The 15331-nt window shown below is 38.4% G+C and carries 12 protein-coding genes, 3 tRNA genes and 2 rRNA genes (1 of these 17 cut by a window edge); 1 reads left to right on the top strand and 16 read right to left on the bottom strand.

Features of this window, described 5'->3' with window-relative positions; translation table 11 throughout:
* Positions 1 to 133 precede the first annotated feature (133 nt).
* The 10 genes from DYE54_RS01050 to nhaA (DYE54_RS01005) form a co-directional block, all read right to left on the bottom strand.
* Positions 134 to 814: a dTMP kinase gene (locus DYE54_RS01050; protein ID WP_115309485.1), complete on the bottom strand. Its 681-nt coding sequence runs from the start codon at positions 812 to 814 to the stop codon at positions 134 to 136.
* A gap of 11 nt (positions 815 to 825) precedes the next feature.
* Positions 826 to 2364, bottom strand: coding sequence for an aminotransferase class I/II-fold pyridoxal phosphate-dependent enzyme (locus DYE54_RS01045; RefSeq protein WP_115309484.1), 1539 nt, complete (start codon positions 2362 to 2364; stop codon positions 826 to 828).
* 120 nt (positions 2365 to 2484) lie between these two features.
* Positions 2485 to 2988, bottom strand: coding sequence for an NUDIX domain-containing protein (locus tag DYE54_RS01040; RefSeq protein WP_245935674.1), 504 nt, complete (start codon positions 2986 to 2988; stop codon positions 2485 to 2487).
* Positions 2989 to 3136: 148 nt separating this feature from the next.
* Positions 3137 to 3334: a hypothetical protein gene (locus DYE54_RS01035; protein WP_115309483.1), complete on the bottom strand. Its 198-nt coding sequence runs from the start codon at positions 3332 to 3334 to the stop codon at positions 3137 to 3139.
* Between the two features lie 281 nt (positions 3335 to 3615).
* Positions 3616 to 4194 carry an aminoacyl-tRNA hydrolase gene (gene pth / locus DYE54_RS01030; RefSeq protein WP_115309482.1) on the bottom strand — a complete coding sequence of 193 codons (579 nt, stop codon included), beginning with the start codon at positions 4192 to 4194 and terminating at the stop codon, positions 3616 to 3618.
* A 64-nt stretch (positions 4195 to 4258) separates the two neighbouring features.
* Positions 4259 to 5212, bottom strand: a complete 954-nt coding sequence (locus DYE54_RS01025; RefSeq protein ID WP_115309481.1) for a ribose-phosphate diphosphokinase — start codon at positions 5210 to 5212, stop codon at positions 4259 to 4261.
* 110 nt (positions 5213 to 5322) lie between these two features.
* The gene (glmU, locus tag DYE54_RS01020) at positions 5323 to 6702 is read right to left on the bottom strand and encodes a bifunctional UDP-N-acetylglucosamine diphosphorylase/glucosamine-1-phosphate N-acetyltransferase GlmU (protein ID WP_115309480.1); all 1380 of its coding nucleotides are present in this window, start codon (positions 6700 to 6702) and stop codon (positions 5323 to 5325) included.
* 2 nt (positions 6703 to 6704) lie between these two features.
* Positions 6705 to 7535 (bottom strand): pur operon repressor, encoded by an 831-nt coding sequence (gene purR / locus DYE54_RS01015; protein ID WP_115309479.1) that lies wholly within the window; start codon positions 7533 to 7535, stop codon positions 6705 to 6707.
* A gap of 253 nt (positions 7536 to 7788) precedes the next feature.
* Positions 7789 to 8616: a peptidoglycan-binding protein gene (locus DYE54_RS01010; protein ID WP_245935673.1), complete on the bottom strand. Its 828-nt coding sequence runs from the start codon at positions 8614 to 8616 to the stop codon at positions 7789 to 7791.
* A gap of 208 nt (positions 8617 to 8824) precedes the next feature.
* On the bottom strand, positions 8825 to 9994 hold the full coding sequence (gene nhaA, locus DYE54_RS01005; protein WP_115309477.1) for a Na+/H+ antiporter NhaA: 1170 nt from the start codon (positions 9992 to 9994) through the stop codon (positions 8825 to 8827).
* Between the two features lie 319 nt (positions 9995 to 10313).
* Here nhaA (DYE54_RS01005) and DYE54_RS01000 point away from each other — a divergent pair, with 319 nt between their 5' ends.
* Positions 10314 to 11540: an ISL3 family transposase gene (locus DYE54_RS01000; protein WP_115309476.1), complete on the top strand. Its 1227-nt coding sequence runs from the start codon at positions 10314 to 10316 to the stop codon at positions 11538 to 11540.
* 93 nt (positions 11541 to 11633) lie between these two features.
* Here the strand turns inward: DYE54_RS01000 and nhaA (DYE54_RS00995) are convergent, their stop codons facing one another.
* From nhaA (DYE54_RS00995) to DYE54_RS00965, 6 genes are all read right to left on the bottom strand, one after another.
* On the bottom strand, positions 11634 to 12800 hold the full coding sequence (gene nhaA, locus DYE54_RS00995) for a Na+/H+ antiporter NhaA (RefSeq protein ID WP_115309475.1): 1167 nt from the start codon (positions 12798 to 12800) through the stop codon (positions 11634 to 11636).
* Between the two features lie 301 nt (positions 12801 to 13101).
* Positions 13102 to 13178, bottom strand: a tRNA-Arg gene (locus tag DYE54_RS00990).
* A gap of 29 nt (positions 13179 to 13207) precedes the next feature.
* Positions 13208 to 13284 (bottom strand) — tRNA-Arg (locus tag DYE54_RS00985).
* Between the two features lie 123 nt (positions 13285 to 13407).
* A tRNA-Trp gene (locus tag DYE54_RS00980) sits at positions 13408 to 13483 on the bottom strand.
* Positions 13484 to 14669: 1186 nt separating this feature from the next.
* Positions 14670 to 14786, bottom strand: a 5S ribosomal RNA gene (gene rrf / locus DYE54_RS00970).
* A gap of 147 nt (positions 14787 to 14933) precedes the next feature.
* Positions 14934 to 15331: ribosomal RNA gene (locus DYE54_RS00965) — 23S ribosomal RNA — on the bottom strand; it runs 2535 nt beyond the window's last position.

Raw genomic sequence — 15331 nt, 5'->3', positions numbered from 1 at the left:
ACAATATATTATTATATACCGTAAAGGCCCTAAAAAACAACCGATAAAGGGAAACCCCTACTGAGTGGCAACTAAGTTCGTTTCCCGAATAGCTATGTCCATCTAGGAGCCAAGATATCACTAAAATAATCAATTAAAGTGTAGCTAATACAGCACTTACCTTCTCATATACATCTTCATGAATAGCTTCTATGGAGCGCAAGGAATACGCTTCATCAGTACAAGCAATCCGTTGCCAATCATATCGTGCCACCAATTCATCATAGGCCGCATGAACACGTACTAAATATTCATGATCACGTTCGTGAATATCTCCCGTAGCCCCTCCCGTCTTATGTTTGCGATCACGCATTAACGCTTCACTAGCGGCCAACGGCATATCTAATAAACACACTAAATCGGGTCTTGGTAAGCCAAACTTCACAAATTCAAAATCTTCCAACCAATCTAAAAACTCACGCCTCGCTACCGCCTCTTCATACTTTACCATTTGGTGTACCATGTTAGAAGTCGTATAGCGATCTGCTAAAATAATGCCCCCTTCTTCATAAAAGGTTTGCCACTCCATACGAAATGAGGCAAAGCGATCGATTGCATATAAACTACTTGCCACAAATGGATTCACATCACTGGGATTTTTACCAAAATCACCTGCTAAATACATTTTTACGGGCATAGCAGCCGGACTGTCATAGTTTGGAAAGCTCACTGCTTTCACGGCATATCCTTCAGCTACTAAACGCTCTTGCAATAATGCAGTTTGTGTAGCTTTACCACTACCGTCACCACCTTCGATAATGATTAGTCGACCCATATTACACCTCACTATATATCCTCAATTACTTGAATCATCGTCAATGATTTATCAGCACTACCATTAGGTATATATCCTAAGGCTTGCCGTTCTCTTATATATTCTACCACAGCGGGCGTTATCCGTTCACCTACAGCAATGAAGGGAATACCAGGCGGATAATAGCTAATCGTTTCACCACAGATACGACCTATTGCAGTCGCTAATGGCACACTAATAACAGGACGATAAAATCCTTCACGTGGTGTCAGCACAACCTCTGGCACCGGTAGTTTAGTACTCTCAATCGCCACATCCTGTGGCGTATCTTCACCACTTAGTGTCTGTTTCATTTCACCATCTACACTTGTGAACGATTGATTATCTGAATTAATTTCAGCAGTCTCTTGTGAAATTACCCTATACGCTATATGACGAACCGCCTCAACAAGCTGATTTATTGAACCTAATGTATCACCGATAGTAATTAATACAAGCACATGGTAGCCTTGCACTAATTCCACTTCGATACCTTCACGACGAAGTAAACGCTCCGCTTCACCACCGGTTAAGCCTAACGCTTTAAAATCGATTAATACTTTAGTCTGGTCATACGCAAAAATATCTGAAAAATCACTTGCTTCTGGTACAGCAATGCCTGGAATAGCCTGCAAAGCCTGCCGTAATTGATGCGCCAATGCCTCAGCCTGTCCAACTAATTTAGCGCCTTCTGTAGCCAATTGATGACGCGCCATATCCAAGGAAGCTAAGAAAATATAATTAGGGCTTGTACTCTGTAATACCTGCTGAACCTGTGTCAAACGCCGTCGATTTACTCTTGGCCCTTGGCAATGAAGCATCGAAGTTTGTGTCAAGGAGCCAACTAATTTATGGGTACTTTGTGCCACTATGTCAGCTCCGCAAGCCAAGGCGCTTGGGGGTAAATTACGACCAAATGGTAAATGGGCTCCATGAGCTTCATCCACTAGCACGATTACATTATGAGCATGTGCAATCTCAATGATAGCTTCTAAATCAATAGCAATTCCATAATAATTAGGATTAACAAGTAGCAACGCCTTCGCTTCGGGATGCGCTGTAAACACTCTTTCCACTTCCGCAGCGGTCGTTCCTAAAGGAACACCCCAGCGTTCATCAAATCGCCCTTCTAAATACACTGGTTTAGCGCCACTCAGAAGTAAACCGCCCATCACTGAGCGGTGTGCTTCACGAGGTATAATAATCGTATCACCAGGACCAACTGCAGCCATAATCATAGCTTCAATAATAGCTGTCGTGCCATTAATAGAGAACCAAGTTTGTTCAGCGCCATACAGCTGAGCCGCTAAATCTTGAGCTTCCTTTAGCACACCTTCTGGTTCATGCAAATCATCTAAAGCATACATAACCCCTAAATCATAAGGCAACGCAGGATTCATCCATTCTTTTAACGTACTAGGTGCCCCTACGCCTAATTTATGGCCTGGTGTGTGAAACGCTGTAAAACCAGCCTTTGTATAAGCTTCTAAAGCTTCTACAAAGGGCATTCGCTCTTGTGATATATCCATCATAGCCCTCACCTTAGACCTGGATGTTGTCTTATTATGCCACACAGTTTCTTTCCTTTTATCCATGATAACTATACTCTCTACATTAAATCGTCTTATTAGAATAGTCTATCTGACTACTCATTATTTAAAGGTCTCTACAAAATACTGTCGTAATTCTTGCCCCCGCTCATTACTCATTTGAATCCGCTCTAAGGCTTGGCGCAAGGACTCTTGTAACCGATATTTATGAAAATCAACCGGTTTAACCCAAGCAAAATCAGTATGTTCATCAGATAATATAACATTTCGATTCGTTGCTTTAGCAATAAAAATAACGCCTGTCAAAAACTGTAATTTAGTCCTTTTATACGACCAAAGTCCGGCTACATCTAATAATTCAACAGTCAGTCCTGTTTCTTCTCGCACTTCTCGTAAAGCCGCATCATGTAAATCTTCGCCAAATTCAAGACCACCACCAGGAAATTCCCAAGGTCTCAGTCCTTCTCTATCTTTTTTTTGTAAAAGCAATACATCACCATCGCAAAAAATCATACATTTCACGGACATACCCATTCGAGGTTTTCGGCGTGTCCTTGGTGGCAACGAACGCTGTTTACGAACTTTAGTATTTTGTCGTATAAACATGCAATCCTCCATTATATTCCTTCGCTTACTTATTTTATGTATATTAATTATTTTATGTATATTAGTTAATTTATGCTATATTAGTTAATTATTTATATCGAAAAAAGGAGACTATAACTCCGTATAGTCTCCTGTGTCTTACGCTATCTTATTTGCTATAAGCGGCCGCATATTGCGTACCAAGCGTTACATATTTTTCCATTTGCTGAATAACATGTCGTAGCTGTCTGCCACTTAATGTCGTTAATTCTTTGCCTTTTGAGGCGTTATTAATAATGTGAGAAATCTCGAAACCACTATATCCCAGCACCGATAAGCGGTTCGATAAACTTTTAATTTTGTTCATAATCGAACCTCCTTGTAATAATGTCTTACAGCGGTTTGGGTTAAAACCAACTGCTCAAAAGTGGTTGGGTTATTACCACATACCCATTTCGACTGTTCAGGAATGTTCAAGATTATGACGTTGTTGGGTTTAAAGTTCATCCTCCTCAAGCATTAACACTGACAATCTATTCCGGATAATAGAATAATTATATCGAATTTTATAGAAGTTGTCAAGTGGTTTATATTACAAAGATAGGAATTATAACATATTTATGATTATAATGCAATCTTAATCAACAATTATTGTCGGCGCCCCTTTTTAGGATTATATAAATTCATGCCTTTATCAATGCCTACTTCTAACGTGCCTAAAATAGCCTCCGCCATTGCCTTTATACCTTTAGTTACCTTTTCCTGTTGGTCTTCTGGAAATGGGGCTAACACATGATCTATAACTGTCCACTGTGGCAAGGGACGACCAATACCAAATCGGAAGTGAGGAAATTCGGAAGTGCCCATATGGGCAATCAATGACTTAATACCATTATGCCCACCAGCACTGCCATTAGGACGAATACGAAGCTTACCTACGGGTAAATCCATATCATCATAGACACAATACACATCTGCTGGTGCTATCTTATAATATCGCATCAAGGGACCCACTGACTCACCACTAGCATTCATAAATGTTTGTGGTTTAACCAATAAAATCTTCTCACCATCTATTGTAATCGTTGTAATCAATGCTTTAAAATCTTCACGCCATGGCGTATGCGCCTCTTTAGCTGCCATTGCGTCAATTACCATAAAACCTATATTATGTTTTGTTTTCTCATACTCTTTGCCTGGATTGCCCAGACCTACTACCATTTTCACTGTTTAAATCCTTATATACTCATAGTAAACGCACTACAACTGATATAAACAGTCAGTAGGCGTATTATTTATCAAACAAATTACTTACCGATACTTCGTGGAAGATACGCATAATCGCTTCACCCAATAAAGGCGCTACCGATAATGAAGTAATATTAGGTAATTTATGTTCTTCTGGTAAATCAATTGTATTTGTAACAATCAATTCTTTAATATTTGAATTAGCAATGCGTTCACAAGCAGGATCAGTCAAGACAGCATGCGTTACACAGGCCATAACTGATTTAGCACCAAATTCTTTAAGTGCTTTAGCCCCTTCTACAAGAGATCCAGCTGTATCTACAATATCATCAATAATGATACAGTTTTTACCTTCTACATTACCAATTAAATTCATAACCTTAGCTACACCTGGTTGAGGACGTTTCTTTTCAATAATCGCAATAGGCGCACCAATACGGTCAGCCAAATCACGAGCACGAGTAACCCCACCAAGGTCTGGCGATACAACAATTAAATCTTCCATATTCTTTTCATTAATGTATTTAGCCAAAATAGAAGCACCAAATAAGTGATCCACTGGTACATTAAAGAAGCCTTGAATCTGGCCTGCATGAAGATCAATCGTTACCAAACGAGTAATCCCTGCTGTTTGCATTAAATCAGCTACCAATTTAGCTGTAATTGGTTCACGACCGCGTGTTTTACGATCCTGACGAGCATACCCATAATAAGGTACAACTGCTGTAATATGGCGTGCCGACGCACGTTTTAATGCATCCGCCATTACCAACAATTCTACTAAATTATCGTTCACAGGATAGCTTGTAGGTTGCACGATAAAAACATCTTTACCGCGTACGCTTTCATCAATCATAATTTGAACTTCGCCATTGTTAAAACGACCTACAAATGCTTCGCCTAAAGGTAAGCCTAAGTAATCACAGATTTCTTTTGCCAACTCTGGATTTGCATTGCCTGTGAAAATTTTAAGTTTCTTACCGTCTTCAAATGCCATGATTCAATACCCCTTTTGCTTATTAATAACTTCGTTGCTCCTAGCAAACCTCATTCTTTATTATTGTATACTATTTGCTACCTACATTGCAAAAAAGTAATCAACTTTTTTTACTTTTTCTTAAACGTATCGTCAGTAACCCAATTTTCTTTTACGATTTGACGCGCACGTCCCACGGCCAACGCCTTGTTTGGTACATCTTTAGTAATCGTAGAACCTGCGCCAATATAGCTATAATCTCCGACTGATACAGGGGCTACTAGATTAGAATTACAGCCCACAAAGGCACCGTCACCAATATGTGTACGATGTTTAATTTTACCATCATAGTTAACTGTAATGGTACCGCAACCAATATTAACACCGCTGCCTACATCGCTGTCGCCAATATACGAAAGGTGAGGGAATTTGGTACCTTCCCCAACAATACTATTTTTTACTTCTACAAAGTTACCAATATGAACGCGTTCACCAATCACGGTATTAGGTCGCAAATGAACATACGGTCCAATATCAGCCCCCGCTTTAACTTCACAATCATGAGCATAAGTAAAGTGAATAACTGCCTCATCACCTACGATTACATTGGTAAAACGACTATGAGGCCCAATTTCACAACCTTCACCAATTACAGTTTCACCTTCTAATATAGTTCCTGGATAAATGACTGTATCTGCCCCAATTTTTACTTCAGGTGCAATATATGTATTATTGGGGTCAATAATCGTAACTCCTTGATCCATAAAGTAGCGGTTTGTGCGGTTTCGTAAAATGCGTTCTGCTTCCGCTAATTGAACTCTTGAATTAACGCCTAATGATTCTTCTTCATTATCCATCATATAGGCACTTACACGATTGCCCTGATTAACTAAAATTCCTACTACATCCGTAATATACAATTCACCTTGTGCATTATCATCAGATAACTGTTCTAAGCAAGGCCATAATTTCTGACTATCAAAAGCATACATACCCGTATTAATTTCTTGGACGGCTAACTCTTCTGGCTTGCCATCTTTCTGTTCAACAATGCGTAGTACTTTACCAGTAGACTCATCACGAATGATACGACCATACCCTGTAGGATTTGCCATATGAGCTGTCAACACCGTAGCAGCCGCACCGGTTGCTTCATGTTCGGCTAATAAAGCGTCTAGCGACTCTTTAGTCACTAGTGGCGTATCTCCACAAAGTAGTAAAATGGTTCCATCATATGAACCAAGTAATGGTTTCGCCTGTTTTACGGCATGCCCCGTTCCTTTTTGTTCCTGTTGTGTCACAAACTCAGCTTGATCACCTAAGTACGCTTGTACGGCTTCACCACCAAAACCAACGATGACAATATTCCGTTCTGTACCTAGCGTTTTAACTGTATCTAACACACGTTCCACCATAGCTTTACCGGCTACTGGATGCAATACTTTTGGCAATTTGGACTTCATGCGAGTTCCCTTACCCGCTGCTAAAATTAAAGATGTTATATGTTTCATCATTAGGCCTCCTCATCAGGCTTACAATATACAGGTTCTATATCAACTGTGCGAGTCACTTCGTCAACTCCATTTAATACTAATAAAGCTTCATAATCACCGACTACTTTAGGGCCTGGTGTCGCCGTTGCTACTAAAACACCCGTACCTACAACAGTGCCACCCATCTCGGTAACCAATTCTTTCATACCATTAGCCGTTCCACCAGCTTTCATAAAGTCATCGATAAGTAATACTTTTGATTTAGGTGGAATAGCACGTTTAGTCAGTGACATAGTTTGAATACGTCGCGATGAGCCCGTTACATAATTAATACTAATCGACGACCCTTCTGTTACCTTACTATCACGGCGAGCAATTACAAGAGGTTTATTAAAAGCTCGTGCTACCATAACAGCTAAAGGAATCCCCTTCGTTTCTACTGTCATAATATAATCCGGTTGACGTTCCGCAAAACGAGTCATAAAGATTTCCCCTAAACGACTCGTAATATGCCAATCATATAAAATATCAGACATATATAAAAAGCCTCCAGGAATAACTCGGTCAGGTTCCTGTAAACGTTGTTGCACTTCCTTAAGAACGGCAAAGGCCCGTTCACCTTGGCGATACGGAATAAAACGAACACCGCCTGCTACACCAGCCACTGTTTCAATGGTGCCTAATGAAAAATGTTGTAATGATGCTTTTACACTGCTCAAGTCTTCGCTCAATGTTGATTTAGCAATATCAAAGAATTCGCAAAAATAGCGTAAAGATATCAATTCTTGCGGAGAATCCACTAACAGTTTAGTAAGCGCTACCATGCGCTCGACGCGTCGCACTTTTTCCACTGTATACCTCCTTATACAAAAAAATAACGTTGTCGCCTCAGCTAACAACTCTTTTCTCTCTTTAAGAATACCACAAAATAGATTTTAAATATATACTTTTCCCAGAAAAATCCATACGTTGTACTTTAAAATATATCGAACGTTCGCATAACACAAAAAGCCCTCGATGCTATCGAAGGCTTTTTGCTGCATTTTAGATGTTAATAATTGAACAATTACAAAGTACTAACTCTTCTCTAAAATTATATCCTCATTATTCTAATATATACACCGTAACCGTTTGTCGACCAAATTGAATGGCCTCACCATGAGAATCCATAGCTAAATCAATGCGATTCCCTATAATGCTACCACCTGTATCATCGGCTACAGCATACCCATATCCTTCTACATACAAGGCCGTACCTAAAGGAATTACATCTGGATCGACTGATACATAACCACGTCGCAATAAATTGCCTCGAGCAGTATACGCTGTATTCCCTGGATCATCGGCGGAGTAAGCAGTCGCGTTCATCGTAAGAGTCTTCTTATACTCTGTAGGAACTCCTGGTTGCTTAGACAATAATGTCATTGTCTTATTATCTACTTCACCCGTTACTGCTAATCCATTAGCCTTTTGAAAACGCTTTAATGCACTAGCCGTACCATCACCAAAAATACCATCAATGGCTCCTGGTGAATAGCCACTACTAGCTAAACGAATTTGCAAGTCAGACACGGAACGACCTCGATCGCCAAAACGTGAAACTTCCACATTATTGCGTACATTGCGAGACTGTTGCGCTGCTGCAAATAGTTTGTTGTTCTCCTTCATCGCTGCTAAGGTATCGCCATCAACTCGACCTGTAGCCGTAAGGCCCATTTGCTTCTGAAAAGCACTTACCGCATACTCAGTATTATTACCAAAAATACCATCAGCTTGGTCTATAAGGTACCCTTGCGTTATCATCAAACGCTGTACTAACTGTACCTCACTACCGCGATCACCGCGTCCTACATCGGCTAGTACGATAGATGTACAAGCCACTAGAAACGTTAAGAGAACTGTTACTATTCTAAGTTTTCTCAATATTTCCACCTCGTATCTAAATGCACCCTTATTTTACCTTATTTTGGGCTTTTTGTCAAAATTCAGCCCTTTTTACAGCTCCTCACCACCACTTTAACCCCTTAATTTAAGCTCTTTTCCCACCAACTTATTCTTTTTTCAAAACTACTAAAAAAGAAGTTGTCTAAAACAAAGTCTCTTACCTTCATTTTAAACAACTTCTTTATATCATTATCAATTACTCATAGAATTCATCGGTTTCAATAACCCTAGGTTCTGGTGCCACATATCGAAGAACTATATAACCTAATAGACCAGATACAATTGAACCTAAGAAAATACCTACCTTAGCTAATTCTTGCATATGACCAGGAGCCAATGCTAATAGATTTACAAATAAACTCATCGTAAAACCTACGCCACAACAAAGTGCTACACCATACATATGGGTCCAAGTAAGTTGATTTGGCAATTTCACTAACTTAGATTTTACTAATACAAACATAATGCCAAAAATACCAATTTGCTTACCTAAGAATAATCCTAAGGCAATACCTAATACAACCGGATGGAATAAATCACTGCTTTGGAAATCACCAAATGATACACCAGCATTCACAAAACCAAATAAAGGTACAATCAAAAATGTAATCCACATAGCAAGCGCATGATGCCATTGATTAAGTGGCAAAATCTCTTTTTCACCTTGCCATACACGAGACGGAATAGTCATAGCCAAAATCACACCAGCTAAAGTAGCATGTAATCCTGATTTAAAAATACAGAACCAAAGCCCAACGCCCAAAATAATATAAGGCCAAGGATTCACCACATTCTTTTTATTTAAAATTAATAAGAGAACAAATAAAGCAAGAGCACCACCCATAAAAGCAAAGTTAAAGGTCGTTGTATAAACAGCCGCTATAATAATAACAGCTATTAAATCATCAACTACTGCTAAAGTAGTTAAGAAAACTTTAGCTGCTAGAGGAGCTCTCGTACCTACCAAAGAAATGATACCAATTGAAAAGGCAATATCAGTAGCAGTTGGAATAGCCCAGCCTCTTGCTAATTCGGAACTACTATAATTAAAAATGGAATATACTAGGGCTGGTGCAATAACACCCATTAAGGCCGCTATGGTCGGTAAAAAACGTTTGGCATGTGTATTGAGCTCGCCTTCTAACATTTCGTGCTTGACTTCAAGGCCTACCCCTAAAAAGAAAATAGCCATCAATGCATCATTAACCCAGTGTGATACTGATAAGGGGCCAATCATGGCATGTAAAAATGCTTCATATCCTTCAGACCAACTTGAATTAGCTATAATAACGGCTATAATTGACACCACTAATAATAAAATCCCACCCGTTGCCGGGGCCTGTAAAATTTCTTTAATTCGACTCATACAATCACTCTCTTCTACTTCTTTATTTACAAACTACCTTACATATAAAACATTTAACAAACTTATAACTACCAATTTTTATGTTAATTATATTTATAAATTATAAGCTTACAGATAATATTATACCTTAAATAAAAATAAGCTGGCAATAAGGTTTACACAATTAAAAAAGGGTTCTATAATTTATTTTGGGGCGCTAAAGAGAAACGCAAACTGCGTGTCCTCTTGGCGCCTACTTTTTTATATAAAAAAAGACATATTGAATAAAATCCGTTACAATAAAAGCGACGAAACCATTATGAAAGGATGTTTACTCAATATGTCTACACTTAATTATATAGGAAATTTACTCGGAATCAAAGCAGAATATATAAAAAATATGCGTGAAACTAGCTCAGAATACTTACTTTACGTAGAAAGTCCTGTACGTCCTCATAGATGCCCTAATTGCCATTCACAAACTACACGAATAAAAGGCTATACTAACCGAAAAATTCAGCATACTACAACCAATGAAAAAACCATTCTTCTCTTATATCGTCAACGTCGTTATATATGCACGTGCGGACGCACTTTCAATGAAAAAACAGAGTTTTCTTCTCGCTATCTTAGAACAACCCCAAGACTTCGTGAAGTAATATGTCAACAACTCTCTGAAGTAACATCTTACAAAGCTGTGGCTAAGCATTGCCATGTAAGCGTAAACCAAGTACTAAGAGTCTTTAACGAAATTAACTATAGTCGCCCCTCAACACTACCACCTGTACTATCTATTGATGAATTCAAAGGCAATGCAGCTGGTCAAAAATACCAAGTCATTCTTACTGATCCAGAAACGCATAAAATACTAGATATTCTGCCTAAACGAGATACTACGGAACTAGCGAAATACTTTGCTCAATTCCCTAGATATATACGAAATAATGTAAAATACATCACAATGGATATGTCACTTCAATTTCGTTCGGTTATGAAAACTTGGTTCCCTCAAGCTGAAATTGTAGTTGATAGATTTCACTTAATACGGCTAGTTACCTTTGCCTTAGAACGGGTACGCAAAGTAGAGCAAAATCTATTATGCAATGTAAGTCGTACCTTTAAAGCCAATAAACGAGTATTAACTAAACGCTTTGAATCATTAACAGACAAAGAGTTCACTAAGCTTATGGATATGTTTCATTATTCGCCCCGATTACATCGTGCCTATACACTAAAACAATCCTTTTCTCATGTTTTAAAATTCAAAGATAAAGAAAATATTCAATGGGCCATTGATCAATGGCTATCCTTAGTTGAGGCTTCTGAATTACCTGAGTTTCAATCACTCTTAAAAACATTTACATTTTGGAGAACCGAAATTATTAATGCCTTAACATTACCCTATTCCAATGGCTTTACAGAAGGTTGTAACAACAAAATAAAAGTACTAAAGCGGTGTTCGTTTGGTTTACAAAACTTTGAACGATTTCGTAACCGGATTTTATTCATTAATGCTAAAAAAGGACACGCAACAACTGTGTCGCATGTCCTTTCCAAGAGTGCATAATCTCTTTAGCGCCCCAAAATTTGACAAAGAGCCTAAAAAAGACTCATCAATTGATTGATGAGTCTTTTTTAATAATTTGCATTATTCTAAGTATTAATCATCTTTACGTTCTAACTCTGATACATCAGGTGTAAAATAACGAAGCACTACATAACCTATGACCCCCGAGAATATAGAACCAATGAAAATCCCTACTTTTGCCATTTCTTGCGCATGACTTGGTGGAAATGCTAGTAAATCAACGAACAAACTCATAGTAAAACCAATCCCACAACATACAGCAATTCCATACACATGTGACCAAGTTGCATGTACAGGCATATCTACTAATTTAGTTTTTACTAAAATATATACTGTACTAAATACCCCTACTTGTTTGCCAATAAATAAGGCTAACGAAACACCGAGTACAACTGGGTGGAATAAATCATTAAACGAAAAATCACTAAAGGAGACACCTGCATTAATAAAACCGAATAACGGCAAGATTAAAAATGTAATCCATTTAATAAGCGCTGAATTCCATTGCATCACTGGAGAAATCCATTTACCAGAGCTATATTGTGCGCGATACGGAATCGTCATAGCTAAAAATACACCAGATAAAGTAGCATGTAAGCCAGATTTAAAAATACAGTACCATAGCACAACCCCTAACACAACATAAGGCAGTGGATGGAATATATTTCGCTTATTTAAAATCATAAGAAGTATAAAAATAAGAACTGCCATCCCCATATATAAGAACTGTAAACTTTCCGTATAAAAAGCAGCTATAATGACAACAGCAATCAAATCATCAACAACAGCAAGAGTTGTCAACAATACTTTCATCGCTACAGGGACTCGCGTACCTAATAAAGATACGACACCAATGGAAAATGCAATATCAGTAGCGGTTGGTATTGCCCAGCCACGATGGTACATAGGATTACCATGATTAAATATAAAATAAATAACTGCCGGCACCATTACGCCACAAAAAGCAGCTACTGTAGGCAATATACGCTTAGCATTGGTATTAAGCTCACCATTAATCATTTCATGCTTAATTTCCAGACCGACACCCAAAAAGAAAATCGCCATAAGCACATCATTAACCCATGCTTCAACGGCAAATGGACCTAATGGAAATTTTAAAAAGTGAAAATACTGATCTGAATACGCTGAATTAGCGACTCCAATAGCTAATGCTGCAGAAACTAGTAATAAAATACCACCAGCAGAGGGAGATTGTAAAAAAGCTTTAATCCGACTCATACACATCCTCTTCTTTCTAAAGAAATACTTTTCAGGTATTTCTGAAAAGTATTTCTTGCATAATTATTTGATATTTTGTTATTTTATATATAATATTATATCATCTTTTATCAACAAACTGAAATTCATTTTGTGCATTTTGCAGGTACATCTGTCTAATTAAGGAATAACGAATAAAAAAAGAAGGAATAGATAATTCCCTACTAAAAAGTTCCTATAAATCGATAGATAAATCATATATAATTTACCCAGTAAAGCCCTTTTCTATAAATAAAAAAACCACATATACATGTGGTTTAAATGGTGACCCAGGAGAGATTCGAACTCCCGACCTTTTGATTCGTAGTCAAACGCTCTATCCAGCTGAGCTACTGAGTCATATCAATATTCTATTATGTGAGCAAAAATGGTGACCCAGGAGAGATTCGAACTCCCGACCTTTTGATTCGTAGTCAAACGCTCTATCCAGCTGAGCTACTGAGTCATAACTTGCCACTCGAATATAATACCACAACCTAGTGTTCATTGCAAGCGGAATTTTAATTTAAACAATTAAAATTCTATTAAACAATAGAATGAGCGACCTTTACGGCCGCTTTCTATATTGTGGCAGGGGCAGTAGGACTTGAACCCACAACCAACGGTTTTGGAGACCGCTACTCTACCAATTGAGCTATACCCCTATGTACATCAAGTCACACTTGATACTAGAATATAATAACAAAAGATTCAGTAAATGTCAAATGTAAATTTAAAAATATGACCATAATCTCTATATAGCTTTAATTTAATTATAAGAGATACTTTTACACTTTATATCATTCTATATATGAATGGACCAAAAACACGTATAAACTAAAATATCGCAATTGTATTGAACTTCTGATTAAATAAATAACAATACCAATGTACTAATACACTATTTTTCTTATCAATTCAGCAACCAGCAGATAGATATAAGTTTTAGTACGTCATCCTTTGCGACTACCTATCATACTTCACCTCGTTTCACTCGCTTCGCAAGAAAGTGATGCAATACAATTTGCGCGTCTCTCTGCTTACAGTTCCCTCTTACACTTTAAATGCGTCCGTTCGATTGTTGTGGATTTCTCTTCGAAAAATCTTACGCTAACAAAGGTTTCTGCTCGACTAACAGGATTTACTTCGTAAATCTTTAATTGTCGACCTAAGTGATTCATTGATTTTTTCGCCTCTGTGGTCCTCAAAAATCAATTCACTACTTATCGCAATAATTTATGTGTTGCTTTGCTCCTATAAATTATGCTCTCTGCATACCAGTACCGCTTCTATTGTACTAATACCGATTGAGTTACCTCTACAATATTGGCTGGACGCTAACCTGATGAGGTACATAGTGATACAAGTCCTAAAATACCATATTCTTCCCTATCTGTTCGTCAGCTGTGAATTCTTCTTCGAAGAATTTTACGCTGCGAACTAAAAGATTCACACATGTTTGTGCGTCGCTCTGCTTACAGTTCCCACTTACATTTAAATGCGTCCGTTCGGTTGCTGTGGATTTCTCTTCGAGAAATCTTACGCTAACAAAGGTTTCTGCTCGACTAACAGGATTTACTTCGTAAATCTTTAATTGTCGACCTAAGTGATTCATTCATTTTTTCGTCTCTGTGGTCCTCAAAAATCAATTCACTACTTATCGCAATAATTTATGTGTTGCTTTGCTCCTATAAATTATGCTCTCTGCATACCAGGACCGCTTCTATTCTACTAATACCGATTGAGTTACCTCTACAATATTGGCTGAACGCTAGCCTGATGAGGTACATAGTACCTCATCAGTAAAAGCAAAAGGGCCATACCTTTTGGTATGACCCTTTTGCTTTTATTAATCAGCGACTACCTATCCTCCCAGGCCGCTTCCAGCCAAGTACTTTCGGCGTTTACGAGCTTAACTACTGTGTTCGAGATGGGAACAGGTGGACCCTCGTAGCTATCGCCACTGAATCTGTCAGAGCTTGTACTCTGAAAACCACATAGAAGTGTAGATGTTTGTAAGTTACACATTAGATAATTTCTATTTATTGAAGTTTGCTATATTCGCTACAAAGTAGTAACTTCCATTTACAATTCTGTAAATTTGGTTCACTATTTTAAGTAAAGCCCTCGATCTATTAGTACCAGTCAGCTCCAAGCCTCACAGCTCTTCCACACCTGGCCTATCAACCATGTCGTCTACATGGGATCTTACTAGCTTACGCTATGAGAAACCTCATCTCAAGGCTGGTTTCACGCTTAGATGCTTTCAGCGTTTATCCGTCCCGAACGTAGCTACCCAACTGTACCCTTGGCAGGATAATTGGTACACCAGCGGTTCGTCCACTCCGGTCCTCTCGTACTAGGAGCAGCCCCCTTCAAGTTTCTTCCGCCCGCGATGGATAGGGACCGAACTGTCTCACGACGTTCTGAACCCAGCTCACGTACCACTTTAATCGGCGAACAGCCGAACCCTTGGGACCTACTTCAGCCCCAGGATGTGATGAGCCGACATC

It is taken from the genome of Veillonella criceti (assembly GCF_900460315.1).
Taxonomy (GTDB): Bacteria; Bacillota; Negativicutes; order Veillonellales; family Veillonellaceae; genus Veillonella_A; species Veillonella_A criceti.
The sequence above is the reverse complement of the archived record's forward strand: the minus strand, read 5'-3'. Positions and strand labels throughout refer to the sequence as shown.